Genomic DNA, 17,392 nt, shown 5'->3' with positions numbered 1-17,392 from the left:
ACGAGGCCGGTCGATATCGGCATCGGATCCAGATGATGAGGTACCCATGCGAAGAATCCGTCGAGCGCCGAGAACAGCGGCGGCGCTCCTCTCACTCGCCCTGGCCCTGGCGGGCTGCGGCAGCACCGGCCAGGTGTCCCGGCCGGTCGCCGGGACCTGGGACGAGGTCGTGGCCGCGGCGAATACCGAAGGCGCGGTGACGATCTACTCCACCCAGGCGCAACCGGTGCTCGCCGACCTGGAAAAGGCATTCGAATCCGCCTACCCCCAGATCGACCTCACCGTGGTCCGCGGCGTGGATGCCGATCTGCTGTCCCGCGTCGACGCCGAATCGCGCACCGGAAAAGGAGTCGGTGATATCGCGGTGATCACCGATGTCTCCTGGATGCAGCAGGCCGAAGACACAGATCTGGCGGTGGAGGTGATCGGACCGTCGTTCGCCGCACCCGAATACCGGAGGGCGGACAGTGTGATCGGCGGCAAATTCTTCCTCGAGGGGGCAGTGATCCTGGGATTCGGCTGGAATACCGACGCCCTTCCCCGGGGCATCCGGACCGCCGAGGACCTTCTCGACCCGGCGCTGAAGGGCAAGGTCGGCATCGTCACCCCCGCCACCTCGCCGACCTATATCGACTACTACGACCATATCGAGGAGAACTACGGCGGACGCGATTTCCTCCGGCGGCTCGCGCAGAACAGCCCGCGTATCTATCCCAGCACCCAACCGCTGGGGCAGGCACTGGCCGCCGGGGAGATCGTGGCCGCGCTCATGTGTAATCCGATGCTGCCCGAACGGGCCGCCGGGGCGCCGGTCGACTGGACCGAGGGCCCGCATGTATGGGGCGCCCGGTGGTACGGGCTGGCACTCGGTTCGGCTCCGCACCCCAACGCGGCACAGGTACTCGCCGATTTCATGGTGAGCCGGCCGGGCCAGCAGGCGACCTCTCCCGGTTACGGTTCGGCACTGCCCGGGATAGACGGCGCGCTGGCCGTCGCCCAGGACGTTCCGGACCAGAACCTCGAGGTCACCGTCGGCGCGGGCGCCGAACGCTACCGCAACGAGTGGGAGGACATCTTCCAGTGACGGACCACGCAGACCCGGCAGCAGCCGAGAACACGGAGTCGACGGCAGCACAGTTCGGCGGCAAGGTGGCGCTGGTGACCGGCGCGGGCTCCGGAATCGGCGCAGCGACAGCGCGGCTGCTCGCCCGCCGGGGCGCCCGGGCGGTCTATCTGTGCGATATCGACCGGCAGGCCGCGACCCGGGTCGCGGCGGATATCGCCGGCGCCACCGCGGTGGGCCTGGATGTGGCCGACTCCGCTCAGGTGGAGAGCGCGTTCGCCACTGTGCTCGCCGAACACGGCCGGGTGGATGTGGTGGTCCACGCGGCCGGCGTCGACGATCCGCGCAGCAAACAGCGGATCTACGAGGCCGCCGAGCAGAACCGTCCCGCGGATATCCTCACCCATCTCGGTGACGACCAGTGGCGGCGCATCATATCGGTCAATCTGGACGGCACCTTCCATGTCCTGCGCGCGGCGGTCCGCGCGATGCAGGACACCGGTGGCGGCGCGATCGTCACTGTGGGTTCGTCCGCGGCATTCGACACCCTCACCGGATATCCGCACTACGCGGCCTCGAAGGCGGGTGTGCATGCGCTGAGCCAGGCCGTGGCCAAAGAGGTCGCGCACTTCGGGATCAGGGTGAACACCGTGGCTCCGGGCCCGGTGGATACGGGGATGGCGGCGCGGACACCGGCTCATCTGCGCGCGGCCATGGCCGAGGGTGCCCCGCGCGGCTATGCGACCGCTACCGAATTGGCCGACAACATCCTGTATCTCGCCTCACCAGGTGCCGCCAATGTGATCGGCGCCGTTCTGCTGAGCAACGGCGGCAGGTTCACGGTGTGAGCGATTCCGGATCCACCGCGGGTGCGGACCCGCGAATCGAGCGATGAGGAGATAACGATGCGCACCATCGAAACAGATGTCCTGGTGATCGGCGCGGGAATGGCCGGCCTCACCGCCGCGGCGCGCGCCCTCGACCACGGCCGCTCGGTCGTGGTGGTGGAGAAGGCGGATGCCGTGGGCGGGTCGGCCCGCTACGCCGGGTACGCCTGGACCGCGCCCACCCGCGCGGTGATGGACGAGGTGAACCCGGACGGTGACCCGGCGCTGCGCCACGCGCTCGTGGACGGGTTCTCCGATGCGGTGGCATGGATTCGCGCCCTCGGCGTGCATTGCGGCGAGCCGGTGCCCGTGCTGCGTTACGGAATCGGCCACCAGTTCGACACCAACCAGTACATCGACGAATGCCGCCGCCGGATCACCGCCGGTGGCCGGTTGTTCACCGGCACCGAAACTGTCGAACTGCTGACCCGCGGTGCTGCCGTCGCGGGGGCGCGGGTCCGCCGCAAGGACGGTACGGATATCGCGATACACAGTGCGGCAGTCGTTCTCGCCACCGGCGGCTTCCAGGCCGACCCCGATCTGGTCGCCGCGCACATACACCCGCAGGCACCGGATATGCCCTTGCGATCCAATCCGGCGAGCACCGGCGACGGGCTACGCCTCGCCGGGAGCGCCGGGGCGGCGACCGGTACCCCGCACTCCGGTTTCTACGGACACCTGGTTCCCACTGGGGTCCCGTTCCGCGATCCCGCCGATTTCGTCGCGCTGTCGCTCTACTACAGCGAGCACGCTCTGCTGTTCAACCTGGACAACCGGCGTTTCACGGACGAGACCATCGGCGATCACCTCACCGCCATGCGACTGCTCGAACAACCGGAGGCACGCGGGCTGCTCGTCGCGGACGAGCGGGTGTACCGGGAACGGGTCCTCGGCAGCTATGTCGAAGGCGCTGTGGCGGTGGACAAATTCGATCTCACCCGGCGCCGCGCCGGCCGCTGCGGAACCGCGGACACCCTGGACGATTTCGCCTACCTCCCGGCGGAATGGGGTTACGACGGGGTCGCGATCGCCGAACAGATCGCAGCCGTCAATTCCGCCGGTGACGCGATACGCCCCACCCGCACCCACGACGCGCAGCCGCTGGACCGGGGCCCGTACTACATCATCGAAACCTGCCCGGCGCTGACCTTTCCGTTCCACGGAATTCGTATCGACCCCGCCGGCCGGGTGCGCTCCGCCGTGGGTGGTCCGGTCGAGGGCCTGTTCGCGGCGGGATCCGATATCGGCGGTCTCTACGATCATGCCTACGCGGGCGGTATCGCTCCGGCACTGGTCTTCGGTCTGGCGGCGGCCGATACCGCGGCCCAGCGGTCGATCCCGGTCTGAGTACCGGACTTTCCGCGCGATCGTACGACGCCTCGCGGCGGCCGTCACCCCGCCCCGCTGCGAGCGGGGTGACGGCCGACGACCCCCGCACCACAACGCACGCTCACCACCGATTCCAGTGCAGTACTCGATCGCGGTCGATCCGCGGCGCGGGACGGAACTCGGTACCGATGGTGAAGGCGAGCGGGATGAGAGCCGCCAGCATCACCTCGTCGTAGGGCACGCCCAGTACCGCGGCCAGTTCGCGTTCCAGCGGGCCCTGCGCCGTGGTCCAGACGGTCCCGAGTCCGCGGTCGCGGGCCGCGAGCATGAAACTCCACACCGCGGGCAGGATGGAGCCCCAGGTCATGGACTGTTCCAGCACAGTCGCGTGATCGGTGCGGCCTTCGACGGCGGGAATCACGAAAACCGGTACCCGGTGGATGTTGTCGTAGAGGTGCCGGAACCCTGCACCGATGCGCTGGAGCGACCCGGGGTGGGCGTTCATGCGGCGTAGATCCTGCGGGGTGAGCGGACTGCCGCCACCGGCCCCGGCCGCCGCGCGGAAAATTGCGGCGACCTCGGCGCGCTGCGCACTGTCGGTCACGACCAGGAAGTGCCAGCGCTGCCGATTCCGGCCGGTGGGCGCCTGCGTCGCGAGGTCGATGCATTCCTCGATGAGGTGGCGCGGGACGGGCCGGGTGAAATCGAGCCGTTTGCGCACCGCCCGGGTGGTGGACAGGACGTGCTCGGCGGACAGGTTCTGTGACATCGGGCGGTCTCCTACTCCGGGGCGAGCGGGCGGAACCGGACCGGATCCATTCCATCTGCCCACAAATAATCTGTACCAAGATTATTTGCGACCGTACGGAAGGAGGTGATCTGCTGTCAAACAATCTGCACCGAGACGACTGTGCTAGTGTGACGGTCGTGCCCGCCAGGATTCCGGCCCCCGAACGGGCCACGTATTTTCCGCAGCTGGCCGCCGAGCGGCCGGATATCGCACTGTGCCGCGCTTCTACGGCGGTGGCCCGGGCGGCCGAGGCAGCGGCCCACGAGCACGGCCTCGGGGTGGGCGGGCATCTGGTCCTGAAAATGCTCGCTGCCGTCGGTCCGCGGTCACAGCAGGTACTCAGCGACGAATTGCGGATCGACCGCAGTGTCATGGTCGGCATCGCCGATGAACTCGAGCAGTCGGGATACGTCCGGCGGGAACGGGATCCCGCGGATCGGCGTGCCTACGCGGTCACCCTCACCACGGCGGGGCGCCGGGCGCTCACGCGGGCGGAGAAGTACGTTCCGGATTTCCTCGATCGCACCTTCGCCGCCCTCACCACCGCCGAACGCGATCAGCTGACCCTACTGCTGGGCAAACTGCTGACCTGACCGGCCGTCCGCATTTCCGTTCCGGATTCGGCCACCGGACGGCGGATCCGCCGCATCGGCCGGGCCTCCGGCGAGGGTGGTTTCGCGATCCACGCCACCCGTACCCGATGCGCCGGGCGCGGGGTACCGGTCCGGGTCCCGGCCGACCGGTACTGTTCGGAGAATGACCGAATCGAGCGGGCTACCCGGTGACGACCAGCCGATCGATGCGCTGCCCGAGGTCGAACGGGTCCACTCACTGCTGGCCACCTGGCTCGGTAGCGCCGCGTCCCCGCAGGTGCTCGACGGGTTCGCCGCCGCCCACCACGACGATTTCTCGATGGTGACGGTGGCGGGCGCGGTACTGCGGAAAACCGAACTGCTCGCGGGTCTGCACCGAGCCCGCAACAGCCGCCCCGGCCTGACGATCGAGGTCTCCGATATCGAAATGCTCTGCGCCACCGTGGATACCATCGTTATGCGATTCGTCGAGCGGCACCACGTCGACGACGAGACCGACTACCGGCGCACGACCGCGGTCCTGCGCGCCGACCCGGAGCAGAACCGGTACCGCTGGCTGACAGTGCACGAAACCACGGTCACCCCGGCCGAGGTGGCCCGCTCCCTCGGTTGAGCTCCGGCTCGGGTACCTCGGATCGAGCATGCCGCACCAGGAGAAGCGGAGACGCCGACGACGGTATTTCTCCGGCACCCGCAGCGCTGCCGGAACGCAGTTCGGAAAGTTCGCACCGTCGGCACACTGACGGGTCACCGATCGGATCCACCGGCCTGTTCACCCGGCCGACGGCGGGTGTGGGCCGAACACGGCTCAGGTGGACAGGTAGATATCGATCGCCGCGGCGGTGAGCGCGATGACCGTGGCGGTGGCGACCGCCAGATGGGACCGGCGGTAATGCGTGGTGAGGACGGCCGCGAACTCACGGAGAAAAGCGGCGGGGATGAAGTAGCGCGCGGTACGGGCGCCGACGACATGGGCGTCGATACCGAGGCGCCGGGTCAGCGCGGCCGTTCGTAGTACATGGAAGTTACTGGTGACGACGGTGATCCGGGACCGAGCCGGGTCCGGTCCACGGCTGCTCAGCAGGTCCACGGTGTTGCGCAGATTCTCCTCGGTATTGCGTGAGCGCGTTTCGCGCACGATCGCGCTGCCGGAGATACCGGACGCGACCAGGTAGTTCGCCATCGCGTCGGCCTCGCTCACCGCCTCGTCGCTGCCCTTCCCACCCGAGGTGACCACGATCGGCGCCCGGCCGGCGGCGATTTCGGCACGGTAGACCCGCAACGCCCGGTTCAAACGTGCCGCGAGCAGCGGGGTGACCCGGTTGCGGTCGAGGCCGCAACCGAGGATCACCACAGCGTCCGCGCCGGTCTCGTCGGCGAGTTTGCCGTAGACGACGGCGTGCCCGGCGAAGGCGAGCAGATGTGCCAGCAGGTAGATACCGACCGCGGTGGCGGTGGCGGCCACCAGCATCAGCCAGTGCGGGACCGCGGGTCCACGCCGCAGTGCGAGTGCCGCGGCGACCGGCAGTACCAGCAGGCCGATCCCCACCAGCACCGGAGTCATGGTGATCGGGCGTACTCCTTCGCGGCGGGCGACGGCGATCCCGTTGGTGAGCAAGCCGAGCCCGGCGATGATCACACCCGGCAGGAACAACGCGCCGAGCAGTATCGAAGCCGAGTCCAGCGCGGACGGATCGGTGAGCCGCGCGACCGCCGTCCCCGCGCCCGCCACCACCAGTGCGACGGCGGCCAGTAACAAGAACCCGGTGGACAACCGGCGCGGTTCCCGGCTCATCCGGGCGCCACCGAATACCGCTGCCGCCCAACCCGCCGCGAACAATATCGCAGGGTCCACGTCGCTCCTCCTGTGTCGATACCGGTGAATCGGTCGCTACTCCGGACGTATACCCACAAAGTTGCCCACCGTTCGCCCCGGCGCGAGCCGACCGGCCACCCGTATGCTGCCCCAGGTGAGGAGTCGAGGACCGTCCACCGGTTTCGGGGGCCGGATCCGCCCTCGCCGAGCAGCTCCGGGCGATCCGGACGATCGAAGGAAGTGGTCGATGCGGTCTTCGTTCAGCGTGATCCGGCACCGGGCGCTCCCCGCGGTGGTATCCGTTCTGCTGCTGATGGGAGCCACCGGGGGCGCCGCCGCGGATCCGCCGGTGCTCGATCTGGGGCCTGCCGGAACATCCCTGATCCACGGCGATCTCGCCTCCACCGACAGCACCGATCTCCCCGGCCCCGGCCCGGACGGCAGGCTCCACGCGTCCTCGGTCCCGGGTGGGGTGTGCAGTGCGATGTTCGTCGCCTCCGACGGAATGCCGCTGGCGTTGTGCACCGGATACGTGGGCCTCACCCCGCCGGACGTGGCCGTGCCGACGGTGAAACTCTTCGACCCCGTATCCGCCACACCGGTCGCTTCGGTGCAGCTGGCCAAGGGGGGTCTGCTGGGTGGGGTGTACGGGTATCTCGACGGCAGCGACCGCGTGGTCGTCGCCGCGAGTGCGGGGGCGATCGACAAGATCGCGCATCGCCGGGACGCGAACGGCCACTGGGAGTTGTTCGTCGACGAGCGGATCGATATCGGCGCGAGTATCCCCACGGGGGACGCGCTCACCGCGGTGGCACCGGATTTCCAGGGCCGTATCTGGTTCGCCACCACCGGTGGGGTGATCGGTTCCGTCGACTCCGCCGGTCGTATCGCGGCGACCCGGCTGCCCACGGGTGAGCGGCTCACGAACGGGCTGAGCGTGCGCCCTGCCGGCATCTCGGTGCTGACCACCCGCGCCCTCTACGAGATGCGCGCCGTGGATTCCGATGCGCCGGAAGTGGTCTGGCGGCAGCCTTACGACGCGGGGACCGTGCGCAAACCCGGTCAGCTCGGACCCGGTTCGGGAACCACACCCACCTATTTCGGACCCGGTGGTGACGAGTGGGTCGCGATCGTGGACGACACCCCGCGGCCGCAGCTGATCGTCTATCGCGCCGACGACGGGTCGCCGGTGTGCCGGACACCGGCCTTCGAGACCTCCGGTCAGGGCACCGAGAATTCTCCGATGGCCTGGGGGAACTCACTGGTGATCCCCAGTACGTACGGGTTCGGCTATCCCCCGGCCGCGACCTCGGGGCCCAGTGATCCACCGAATGCTGTATTCACCGGCGGGATGACCCGCATCGATGTCTCGGAATCCGGCTGCCACCGGATCTGGGAGCGCGACGACCGGATGGCCTCGCTGCCCCGCCTGTCCCGGGCGGACGGCCTGATCTACGGCCTCTCCTATGGGCCGCTCCCGCCCGGCGGCGGAATTCAGCAGGTGGGGCCGGTCTATTACACAGCGGTCGATTTCGGCACCGGTGAGCTGCGGGCGCATCGGGCAGTGGGCGCCGCACCACTGGACGAACCCCTGCAGCTCACCGGGACGATCGGCTCGGATCGTTCGTACTGGCAGGCCACGGCCGGCCGGATACTGCGGGTCGGGCCGTGAGTCCGGGAGCGGCCGGGTTCAGTCGAGCGGATCACGGACGATGGGGCAGGTCATACAGTGGCCGCCACCACGTCCGCGCCCGAGTTCGGCACCGACGATGGTGATCACCTCCACTCCGGCCCGGCGCAGCGCCGCGTTGGTCTGGGTGTTGCGGTCGTAGGTGAACACCACACCCGGTTCCAGCGCGACGGCGTTGTTCCCGGAGTCCCACTGCTGGCGTTCGGAGGCATAGAAGTCACCGGCGGTCTCGACCACCCGCAGTGCCGGAAAACCCATTGCGCGCGCGACCACATCGACGAAAGCGGTGCCCTTTTCATCGGTGATCTCGACACCCGGCGCCCGGTCCGACGGCCGCAGCGTGAACGGATGGATACCGTCGACGATGCCGGGATGGACGGTGACAAGATCGCGGTCGGCGAAGGTGAAGACCGTGTCCAGATGCATGGCGGCCCGCAGTTTCGGCATACCGGCCACGATCACCTGTTCGGCGGCCCGCGCCTCGAACAGGGCCTGCGCCAGCTGCGTGATCGCCTGCCGGGAGGTGCGCTCGCTCATTCCGACCAGGACCGTGCCGTTGCCGACCGGCATCACATCACCACCCTCGAGAAATGCCTGGCCCCACTCCGATTCGGGATCACCCCACCACACGGTCGAACCGGCATAGTCGGGATGGAACCGGTAGATCGCCTTCATCAGCAGTGTTTCGTCGTGCCGGGCCGGCCAGTACAGCGGATTGAGGGTGAGCCCACCGTAGATCCAGCAGGTGGTGTCGCGGGTGTAGAGGGTGTTCGGCAGCGGTGGCATCAGGTACTCGGGGTTGCCCGGTGCCTCCCGAGCCAGCGCGAGGTAGCCGGTGCGGAGATCCGCGGGCAGATCCACAGTGGACAATCCACCGATCAGGAAGCGGGCGAGGTCGCGCGCAGGCAGCGAATCCAGATAGGCCCGGGTGCTCTCGACCAGGCCGAGACCCACCCGGTTCGCGATGATCTTACGATCGAGCAGCCAGGCGCGGGCCGCCGGATCGGCCACGGTCTCGGCCAGTAGGGCGTGCAGTTCGACCACTTCGACGCCGCGATTGGTCAGTTTGTTCACGAAGTCGAGATGATCGCGCTGCGCGGCCTCCACCCACATGACATCGTCGAAGAGCAGTTCGTCGGAATTGGTCGGGGTCAGCCGCTCATGGGCCAGTCCGGGCGAGCAGACGAGTACCCGGCGCAACCGGCCGACCTCGGAATGGACTCCGTACCGGGCTGATTCGGTGTTCGCGGTCATTGCGCTACCTTCCGTCGACTCGGTTCGAAATGCCGGATCGGGCACCGGTCACAGACTGATCCATCCCGCGGCCAGCGCGACGACCCCGAACACCCCGCCGAGCGCGACCAGCACGAACAGCGTTGCTTCGGCGGGTGTGAAGACCCGGCGGCCCTGGTCCCGGCGCGCACGGACGAACAGGAAGGTCACCGGCGCGTAGAAGATGAGGGATACCAGTAGGAACCGCGGCCCCGCGGCGTAGAGCAGGAACGCGGTATAGAGCGTGGCAAGAACGGCGACGGCCAGATCGCCGCGCCGGGTGACCGCCGATTCATCGGTATACGTTTCGCGGGTGAGGCAGAGCTTCAGCGCGTACCCGGCGGCGAGCAGGAACGGGATGAGAGTCAGCGAGGCGGTGAGATCGAGGGCGAAATCGAAGGCGTCCTCGGAGAACATGGTGATCACCAGGACGGTCTGGGAGAGTGCGGTGCTGAGCAGCAGCGCGTTGACGGGTACATCACGGACGGTGGAGCGAGCCAGGAAGCGGGGCATATCGGCATCCTTCGCCGCGACGAAGAGAACCTCGGCGGCCATGAGCGCCCAGGCCAGATACGCACCCAGCACCGAGATGATCAGCCCGGCGCTGACGAACTTCGCGCCCCAGGGCCCGACGGCCACCTCCAGCACTCCGGCCATCGACGGCTGCCGCAACTGGGCGATCTCGGTCATCGGCATGATGCCGTAGGACACCACCGTCACCGAAGCGAAAATGGCCAGCACGCTGAGGAAACCGAGAAGCGTCGCCCGGCCGACGTCCTCCCGCCGCCGGGCGTGGCGGGAGTACACACTCGCGCCCTCGACACCGAGAAACACGAATACGGTGACCAGCATCGTATCGCTGACCTGGTCGAACAGTGAACCCGTGTAGTCGGCGCCGCGGAAGTTGTCCGCGAAAGTCCCCGGATCCAGCAGGAATACGGCCAGCAGTACGAAAACGATGATGGGCACCAATTTCGCCACGGTGACGATTCGGTTGATCGCCGCGGCCTCCTCGGTTCCCCGGCGGATCAGCAGGAAGAACGACCACAGACCCACCGACGACAACACGACCGCGACCAGAGTGTCCCCGGAGCCGAGCGCGGGAATCCACTGACCGAGCGTGGACATGATGAGCACCCAGTAGGTCACGTTCCCGACGCAGGCGCTGGCCCAGTAGCCGGCCGCGGCGAAGAAACCGACGAATTCGCCGAATCCGGCTTTGGCGTAGGCGTAGACACCGGCGTCCAGATCGGGTTTGCGCACCGCCAGCCGCTGGAAGACCAGCGCGAGCATCAGCATTCCCGTACCGGCGATCCCCCAGGCGATCAGCGCGCCGCCGACACCGGTCTCCTGGGCGAACCGCCGCGGCAGCGAGAAAACCCCCGCGCCGACCATCGACCCCACAACCATGGCGGTGAGCGTGAGTACCGTGACCTTCGCCGTGCGCTCCGGCACCTGCTGCTGGGTCATCACCACGACCTCTCTGCTCGCCCGCTACCGAGTACCACCGCAGATCATTCGTCGACGCTCACCCGATGATGCCTCATCGCGACCGGCCACCGGCTCAACCGGAGTGTTCAGCAAGCGGTGTCGGAACGGCGCGAGCCCTCGGTCCCGGCGGGGCCGAGGGCTCGCGGACCCGGATCAGGCGCGGCGGGCGACCCACACGGTCACAGTGAACAGCAGCACACCGACGGCCGCCAGCCCGGCACCGACCAGCGCCGGCGCCGTATAGCCGTAGCCGGCCGCGATGACCAGACCGCCCAGCCACGCCCCCGCCGCATTGGCGATGTTCAGGGCGGCGTGATTGAGCGCGGCGGCCAGAGTCTGGGCATCGGCCGCCACATCCATGAGCCGGGTCTGCAGACCGGGGGCCAGCGCGGCACCGGTGGCACCGACCAGCAACGCGCCGATACCCGCCGTGATCGGGTTGTGGGCCGCGGCCACGAAGCCGAGCAGTACGACCGTCATCGCGCCCATGGCCACGAAGATCGACCGGTCCACACCGCGGTCGGCGAGTATCCCGCCCCCTATATTGCCCAGGACCATGCCGACACCGAAGAGCATGAGTACCAGCGGGACCAGGCCGGCACCCATTCCGGCGACATCGGTGAGTGTGGTGCTCACATAGGTGTAGACGGCGAACATGCCACCGAAGCCGACGGCGCCCACCGCCAGGGTGAGCAGCACCTGGGGCCGGCGCAGCGCACCGAGTTCGGTGAGCGGATCGGTGGTCACGATCGCGGCGAGTGCCGGGACGAACCGCAGCAGCGCGACAACCGTGACCGCACCGATGACGGCGACCACCACGAAGGCGCTGCGCCAGCCGAGGTGCTGGCCCAGCCAGGTCGCGGCGGGCACCCCGACGACATTGGCGGTACTCAATCCCAGCATCACCGCGGCGACGGCCTTGGCACGTTGCCCGGCCGGGGCCAGGGAGGCCGCCGCCAGCGAGGCGACACCGAAATACGCGCCGTGCGGGAGCCCGGAGACGAAACGCGCCGCGATCATCGTCGCGAAGTTCGGCGCGAACGCGGACGCGAGATTGCCGATCGCGAACGCCACCATCAGGAAAACCAGCAGCCGCTTCCGATCGACCTTGGCGCAGGCGGCGGCGATCACCGGCGCGCCCACCACCACCCCGAGCGCGTACGCGGATACCGCGTGCCCGGCGGACGGTTCGCTCACCGAGAAGGCGCGCGCGATATCGGGCAGCAGCCCCATGGTGACGAATTCGGTGGTGCCGATTCCGAAACCGCCGAGCGCGAGGGCCAGCATCGCCGGCACATGCCAGCCGGTGCGGGCCGGGGCGACGGCAGCCGGACTCGCCGTGGTAGCGGTAGAAGTCACGCTCTGGTGTAACAGGCGGCCGCCGGGGAGGTTTCCACACACAGCTGTGAGTTGAGGCACCCGCGGCGGCGCGGCGGTGACCGGTATGTCCGGTGGTAGCCGCCTATTCCGAGGTGAGGCGCTCGGTGGCCGCTTGCCCGGCCGTACCGGTGCGGCGGAGGAAATCGGCGATCACGCCGAGTTCGGCGTCGGTGTAGCGGCCGCAGAGCTCGTCCATGAGCGCGTTCATCCCGGCGTACTGCCGGAAGATCTCGGCATTGCGACCGGGAACGATCCGGACGTTCACCGCACGCCGGTCGCCCGGGGCACGTTCCCGGACGACCCAGCCGCCACGTTCCAGCCGATCGAGTATTCCGGTGATGGTCGCGGGGTGCAGGCCGGCCAGGCGGGCCAGCCCACTGGGGCTGAGCGGCCCCTGCCTGCCGAGGATATCCAGGCAGTCGAGGTCGACGTCCTTGAGTTCCACCCGCGTCCCCACCCGGTGGTTCAGCAGGGCGAGCGCCACACGCACCTCGCGCAGCGAACCCTTCACGCCGGCGATCAGTTGTCTGCGCTGCCGGGTGACTCCCGGATCCGCCTCGGTCATATACCCCTCACATGATCTGGAACTCCGATGGTACGGGTCCCGTACACAGCGGAGCCCCGGAACCTCTTGCGTTTATCATTCTTTTCAGATTATATGGAACTCATATTATATGAATTCAGGAGAACCGATGACCCCGCACCTGGAAGCACCACCGGACTCGACCACCCCAGCCGACACCGGACGCACGAATGCCCTGCGATTCGCCACTCGCCTGTTCGCCGGCTTGTTCGCCGGTTTCCTACTCGGGGTGCTGATACTGGAGTCCTCGCTCCGCTCGGCCGATGCCGCCACCTACCTCCAGGTCAGATCGGTGGAGCTCGATCGTTTGGACCTCCTCGCGACCCTCACCCTCATCCCGGCACTGTGCCTCGGTGCCGCCCTCGCCGTATCGGCATACCGCTCCGGCCGGGCCTGGGTACCGACCTCGTTCGCCGTGGCGCTGCTGGCGGTGGTCGCGTTGATCAGCATCACGGTCAACCTGCCCATCAACGCCCAGCAGACGGAGTGGGCCGGCCACGGGATACCGGCCGACTGGTCCGCTGTCCGCGACCGCTGGCAGGCCGCCCACACGGTCCGCACCGTAGCCGCGGTGATCGCGTTCGGCGTTCTGCTGCGCACCCCGCGCCCGCACACCCGCTCCCACTGAACCAGCCGGCCGGTCACGCCGGTCGCACCCCGGAAGGAAGAAATATGCGAATCGTCATCTTCGGCGCCAACGGACCCACCGGACGGCTGCTCACCGCACAGGGCCTGGACGCGGGGCACGATATCGTCGCCTTCACCCGCCGCCCCGGCGAATTCCCCATCGAACACGATCGCCTCACCACAGTGGGCGGCGACGTATACGACCCGGCAGCCGTGGCGCGAGCGGTCGCCGGGGCCGATACAGTCCTCTCGGCGCTGGGCGTCCCGTTCGGCCGGAAACCGATCACCACCTACTCGGCCGGGGTCGGCAATATCCTCACCGCGATGCGCCGGCACGAGGTACGCCGGATCGCGGTGGTCTCCTCCAGCGCCGTCGAACCCCATCGGTACGCGGACGCCGGATTCGTGTTCGACCGCGTGCTGCAACCGTTCATCACCGGCATCCTGGGCAAAACCCTCTACGACGATATGCGTGCGATGGAAGCCCTGCTCACCGCCTCCGACCTCGACTGGACGATCGTGCGGCCCAGCGGCCTGTTCGATCTGCCGTACATCACCGAGTACACGGTCACCGAACAACGGGCCGCGGGCCGGTTCACCTCCCGCGCGGACCTCGCCGCCTGCTTGTTACGGCTCGCCGAGGGCGACCAGTACCTCCGGACCGTGATCGGCGTCGTCACCACCACCGACAACCCCGGCATGCTCGAGCTGATCCGGGCCGAGGCATTCGGGAAGAATTGATCGCAACCGGCACGGTCGGCGAAGTCCGGGCCGACGCGACGCCCGGCAGGTCCGGCGTTACCATCGCCGGAGCCGGCCGGCGCGCGGTGCGGGACGGCCGAGCGCAGTACGCAGGCCCCGGTACGGACCCGTCCGATGGGGCACGAACCCGATCGAGGACGGTGGATGGGCGACCCGCAGATCCGTGACAGGTACCTTTCCGGCGTCCGGGGCCGGGTACCGATCCGCGAATATCTGCCCGGCACACCGGATCCGGCGGCCCCGCCGCTGCTGTGGCTGCACGGTGGCGCATTCGTCTCGGGTGGGCTCGATCAACTCGAATCGCACGCGGTGGCACTGCGGGTCGCCGCGACCGGGCGCCGGGTCCGCACTGTCGACTATGCGCTGATCCCCCGGTTCCGGGCCTGGGGGCCACCGAAATACCGGCCGTCGGACAACCGCTATCCGGCGCCGCTGGACGATGTCCTCACCGCGATATCCGATCTGCTGGCCGAAGAACCGCGCATCGTGCTCGGAGGCGCCAGCGCGGGCGCCTGCCTCGCCGCCTCGGCGGCCCTGCGGCTGCGCGATTCGAGCGGTCCGGGACCGGCCGGGCTGGTGCTCGCCTATGCCACTCTCCACGCCGAACTCCCCCGGCTGCCACAGCCGGTGCGCGACCGGCTGCGGGGGCCGCGCCGACTCGCCACCTTCACCCCGCAGGTCATCCGCCGGATGAATCTCAACTATGTGGGTTCGGCGGAACTGCTGCGCGACCCGGACGTCTTCCCCGGTGGCGGCAAGCTGACCGGTATACCACCGGTACTACTGCTCGATGCCGCATACGACTCGTTGAGCGCGTCGAGCACCGCTTTCGCCGGGGAACTCGCGGACGCCGGGATCGAGACCGAACATCTGATCGTCCCCGGCACCCGGCACGGGTTCCTCAACCGGCCCCGGTCGGCCGGGTTCCGGGACGGCACCGCCGCTCTGCTGCGCTGGCTCGACCAGCTCACCTAGCGTTCCGGCCGGCCCCTTCATCGGACCGGCCGGAACACGGAGTGCTCAGCGAGCGGCGGCCGCCGTCTGGCCCTCGGCCGGATGGACACCGTACTGATCGGTTTCCATCAGATGCGCGATATCGCGACCGGCCGGGGTCATGACGAGCGTCGACCTGGTCTCCACCAGGAAAGCCCGGTATCCGGGCTGCACATCCTCCTCCGGCCCCTGATGCAGCAGACCCTTGGGCGTCCAGGTGACGGTGCCGGGAGTATCGACCGACCCCCACGGCGACGGACCCATGGCGTAGCAGATGACCTCGTCGAAATCGGCATTGTGGTGTACCGGCGGGCGGGTGCTCTGTCGACTGCCGGTGCCGAAGACGAAATCGTGGCCCGAGGTACTGCTCATCAGCCGGGCCGGCGCGAGTCCGCCCTCGGCCACGCCGAGACCCTGCACATGTTCGAGATTGAAACGGAGTACGAGCGGGGCGCCGAGTACATCCAGGCAGGGGATCGGATCGATATCGTAGAAGTACGAGGTGAAGGTATCGCCGGTCCGGACGACCACCTCGTATTCGTCCTCCACCGGCAGTCCGGGGCGACCGTGCGGTACGGGACGGTCCAGATGCAGGTCGGGATTGAAGGTTCCGGGCGCACCCTCGGGATCGAGGTGGAGTTCACTGGCGGTGACCACGATGAATTCGTTGATCTCCTCGGTGATCTCCCCCCACCGATAGGTGACCGCCCGCGGGATCAGCACGATATCCCCGGCGCGCACCTCGAGGGTGCCCACCTCGGTATCGAGTTCACCGCGGCCGGAGACGATGTAGTGCAGTTCGTCGGCCCAGACGTTGACGTAGCCGAAGGACATGGCAGCCGAACGACGGCTCAGTTCGAAACTGATGCCGTCGCCCTCGAGGATCGGGACGGGTAGCGCTTTCGGTTCGGCGAACACCCCCGCGGGTAGGTCCCAGGTGTGGAAGCGACGCGGCAGGTATTCGCCACGGGCGCGCAGGAAACGGGGCCGGTACTGGGCGCGCACGATCGTCGTGTTGGGGCCGGCGAAACCGTTGCGGGAGAAAAGCTCGATATTGGGCGCCAGGACTTCGTCTGGCATGCAGCACCTCCGAAACTCGTTGTGCCACAGATCCTAGACCCGCGCCGAGACGCGCGCGCACTTTTGCGAACTCACCTTTGCCCAGTTATCTGTCACCGAAAGTACACTCCCAGCAGGGATTCCGGATCACCCGCGGAACGGCGGCACCGGCAGATCCGCGCCGAAGATCTCCGGCAGATCGCGCGCCACACTGTCGGGGTAGCGGGCGGGTCGCTTCTCCAGAAACGACGACACACCTTCCCTGGCATCGGCACTGGCACCCCGGCTGTGGATACCGCGCGATTCCACCCGGTGCGCGACCATCGGATGATCGGCACCCAGTCCGCGCCACAGCATCTGCCGCGACAACGCCACCGAGACCGGCGCGGAATGCTCGGTGATCCGGCGCGCCAGCGCGTACGTTTCGTCCAGCAGGGTCACGGCCGGGTGCAGCCCGTAGAACAGTCCGGCCGCGTACGCTTCGGCCGCGTCGACGAGCCGTCCCGAATACACCCAGTCCAGCGCCTTCTGCATCGAGACCAGTCGCGGCAGGAACCAGCTCGAGCAGGATTCCGGGACGATACCGCGGCGGTTGAAGACGAAGCCGATCCGCGCGTCCTCGACCGCCAGCCGGAAATCGGCGGCCAGTGTCATGGTGATACCCACGCCGACCGCGGGCCCGTTGATCGCGGCGATAACGGGTTTGCGGGATTCGAACATCCGCAGCACGACTTCCCCACCGCCGTCCCGGAACTCCTCGCTCGCCGCCTCCTCGGGAGCGACGAAAGTATCCGCACCGGCGGACAGATCCGCACCGGCGCAGAAGGCGCGACCGGCACCGGTGATCACCACGGCACGGACCGCGTCGTCACGGTCGCAGATATCGAACGCCTCGATCAGCTCGTAACCCATCGCGGTGGTGAAGGCGTTGAGCTTGTCCGGGCGGTCCAGCGTGATGGTGGCGACGGAGTCGGAGACGTCGAGACGAATATCGGCCATACGGGACAGCATGCCATCCGTGTCCCGGATACGGACGAACTCGTGGGTACGCCCTCCG

Annotated in this window: 17 protein-coding genes; 9 read left to right on the top strand and 8 right to left on the bottom strand. The window is 68.3% G+C overall.

Going from position 1 to position 17,392, the window contains the following annotated elements; genetic code table 11:
- The first annotated feature begins 46 nt into the window (after positions 1 to 46).
- Genes ACWEWT_RS00860 through ACWEWT_RS00850 form a run of 3 tightly spaced genes read left to right on the top strand, consistent with a single transcriptional unit; the run spans position 47 to position 3,297 of the window.
- Positions 47 to 1,084: an ABC transporter substrate-binding protein gene (locus ACWEWT_RS00860; protein ID WP_452554807.1), complete on the top strand. Its 1,038-nt coding sequence runs from the start codon at positions 47 to 49 to the stop codon at positions 1,082 to 1,084.
- Positions 1,081 to 1,911: an SDR family NAD(P)-dependent oxidoreductase gene (locus ACWEWT_RS00855; protein ID WP_452554805.1), complete on the top strand. Its 831-nt coding sequence runs from the start codon at positions 1,081 to 1,083 to the stop codon at positions 1,909 to 1,911. The genes ACWEWT_RS00860 and ACWEWT_RS00855 overlap by 4 nt, the downstream gene beginning before the upstream one ends.
- A 57-nt stretch (positions 1,912 to 1,968) precedes the next feature.
- Complete coding sequence (locus tag ACWEWT_RS00850) at positions 1,969 to 3,297, top strand: FAD-dependent oxidoreductase (RefSeq protein ID WP_452554803.1); 1,329 nt, start codon at positions 1,969 to 1,971, stop codon at positions 3,295 to 3,297.
- Between the two features lie 103 nt (positions 3,298 to 3,400).
- Here ACWEWT_RS00850 and ACWEWT_RS00845 read toward each other — a convergent pair whose 3' ends face one another.
- Positions 3,401 to 4,048, bottom strand: coding sequence for a nitroreductase family protein (locus ACWEWT_RS00845; RefSeq protein ID WP_452554801.1), 648 nt, complete (start codon positions 4,046 to 4,048; stop codon positions 3,401 to 3,403).
- Positions 4,049 to 4,197: 149 nt separating this feature from the next.
- Here ACWEWT_RS00845 and ACWEWT_RS00840 point away from each other — a divergent pair, with 149 nt between their 5' ends.
- Positions 4,198 to 4,662, top strand: coding sequence for a MarR family winged helix-turn-helix transcriptional regulator (locus ACWEWT_RS00840; protein ID WP_452554799.1), 465 nt, complete (start codon positions 4,198 to 4,200; stop codon positions 4,660 to 4,662).
- Positions 4,663 to 4,825: 163 nt separating this feature from the next.
- A complete protein-coding gene (locus ACWEWT_RS00835) occupies positions 4,826 to 5,275 on the top strand; it encodes a hypothetical protein (protein ID WP_452554798.1) in 450 nt (149 codons plus the stop codon).
- A 195-nt stretch (positions 5,276 to 5,470) separates the two neighbouring features.
- Here the strand turns inward: ACWEWT_RS00835 and ACWEWT_RS00830 are convergent, their stop codons facing one another.
- Positions 5,471 to 6,517, bottom strand: coding sequence for a YdcF family protein (locus ACWEWT_RS00830; protein WP_452554796.1), 1,047 nt, complete (start codon positions 6,515 to 6,517; stop codon positions 5,471 to 5,473).
- A 208-nt stretch (positions 6,518 to 6,725) separates the two neighbouring features.
- Here ACWEWT_RS00830 and ACWEWT_RS00825 point away from each other — a divergent pair, with 208 nt between their 5' ends.
- Positions 6,726 to 8,150 carry a hypothetical protein gene (locus ACWEWT_RS00825; protein WP_452554794.1) on the top strand — a complete coding sequence of 475 codons (1,425 nt, stop codon included), beginning with the start codon at positions 6,726 to 6,728 and terminating at the stop codon, positions 8,148 to 8,150.
- A gap of 18 nt (positions 8,151 to 8,168) precedes the next feature.
- Here ACWEWT_RS00825 and ACWEWT_RS00820 read toward each other — a convergent pair whose 3' ends face one another.
- From ACWEWT_RS00820 to ACWEWT_RS00805, 4 genes are all read right to left on the bottom strand, one after another.
- Positions 8,169 to 9,422: an arginine deiminase gene (locus ACWEWT_RS00820; protein ID WP_452554792.1), complete on the bottom strand. Its 1,254-nt coding sequence runs from the start codon at positions 9,420 to 9,422 to the stop codon at positions 8,169 to 8,171.
- 48 nt (positions 9,423 to 9,470) lie between these two features.
- Complete coding sequence (locus ACWEWT_RS00815; protein ID WP_452554791.1) at positions 9,471 to 10,910, bottom strand: basic amino acid/polyamine antiporter; 1,440 nt, start codon at positions 10,908 to 10,910, stop codon at positions 9,471 to 9,473.
- A 174-nt stretch (positions 10,911 to 11,084) separates the two neighbouring features.
- Complete coding sequence (locus ACWEWT_RS00810; protein ID WP_452554789.1) at positions 11,085 to 12,290, bottom strand: MFS transporter; 1,206 nt, start codon at positions 12,288 to 12,290, stop codon at positions 11,085 to 11,087.
- 103 nt (positions 12,291 to 12,393) lie between these two features.
- The gene (locus ACWEWT_RS00805; RefSeq protein ID WP_452554787.1) at positions 12,394 to 12,876 is read right to left on the bottom strand and encodes a MarR family transcriptional regulator; all 483 of its coding nucleotides are present in this window, start codon (positions 12,874 to 12,876) and stop codon (positions 12,394 to 12,396) included.
- Between the two features lie 127 nt (positions 12,877 to 13,003).
- Here ACWEWT_RS00805 and ACWEWT_RS00800 point away from each other — a divergent pair, with 127 nt between their 5' ends.
- The 3 genes from ACWEWT_RS00800 (at position 13,004) to ACWEWT_RS00790 (ending at position 15,258) form a co-directional block, all read left to right on the top strand.
- Positions 13,004 to 13,522 (top strand): anthrone oxygenase family protein, encoded by a 519-nt coding sequence (locus ACWEWT_RS00800; RefSeq protein ID WP_452554785.1) that lies wholly within the window; start codon positions 13,004 to 13,006, stop codon positions 13,520 to 13,522.
- 44 nt (positions 13,523 to 13,566) lie between these two features.
- Positions 13,567 to 14,262: an NAD(P)-dependent oxidoreductase gene (locus ACWEWT_RS00795; RefSeq protein WP_452554783.1), complete on the top strand. Its 696-nt coding sequence runs from the start codon at positions 13,567 to 13,569 to the stop codon at positions 14,260 to 14,262.
- Between the two features lie 165 nt (positions 14,263 to 14,427).
- On the top strand, positions 14,428 to 15,258 hold the full coding sequence (locus ACWEWT_RS00790) for an alpha/beta hydrolase (protein ID WP_452554781.1): 831 nt from the start codon (positions 14,428 to 14,430) through the stop codon (positions 15,256 to 15,258).
- Positions 15,259 to 15,303: 45 nt separating this feature from the next.
- Here the strand turns inward: ACWEWT_RS00790 and ACWEWT_RS00785 are convergent, their stop codons facing one another.
- Positions 15,304 to 16,356: an AraC family ligand binding domain-containing protein gene (locus tag ACWEWT_RS00785; protein ID WP_452554779.1), complete on the bottom strand. Its 1,053-nt coding sequence runs from the start codon at positions 16,354 to 16,356 to the stop codon at positions 15,304 to 15,306.
- A gap of 126 nt (positions 16,357 to 16,482) precedes the next feature.
- Positions 16,483 to 17,334 carry a crotonase/enoyl-CoA hydratase family protein gene (locus tag ACWEWT_RS00780; RefSeq protein ID WP_452554777.1) on the bottom strand — a complete coding sequence of 284 codons (852 nt, stop codon included), beginning with the start codon at positions 17,332 to 17,334 and terminating at the stop codon, positions 16,483 to 16,485.
- Positions 17,335 to 17,392: the final 58 nt, after the last annotated feature.

It is taken from the genome of Nocardia sp. NPDC003963 (assembly GCF_053605105.1).
Note: the sequence above shows the minus strand (reverse complement) of the source record. Positions and strands in the feature narration are given on the sequence as shown.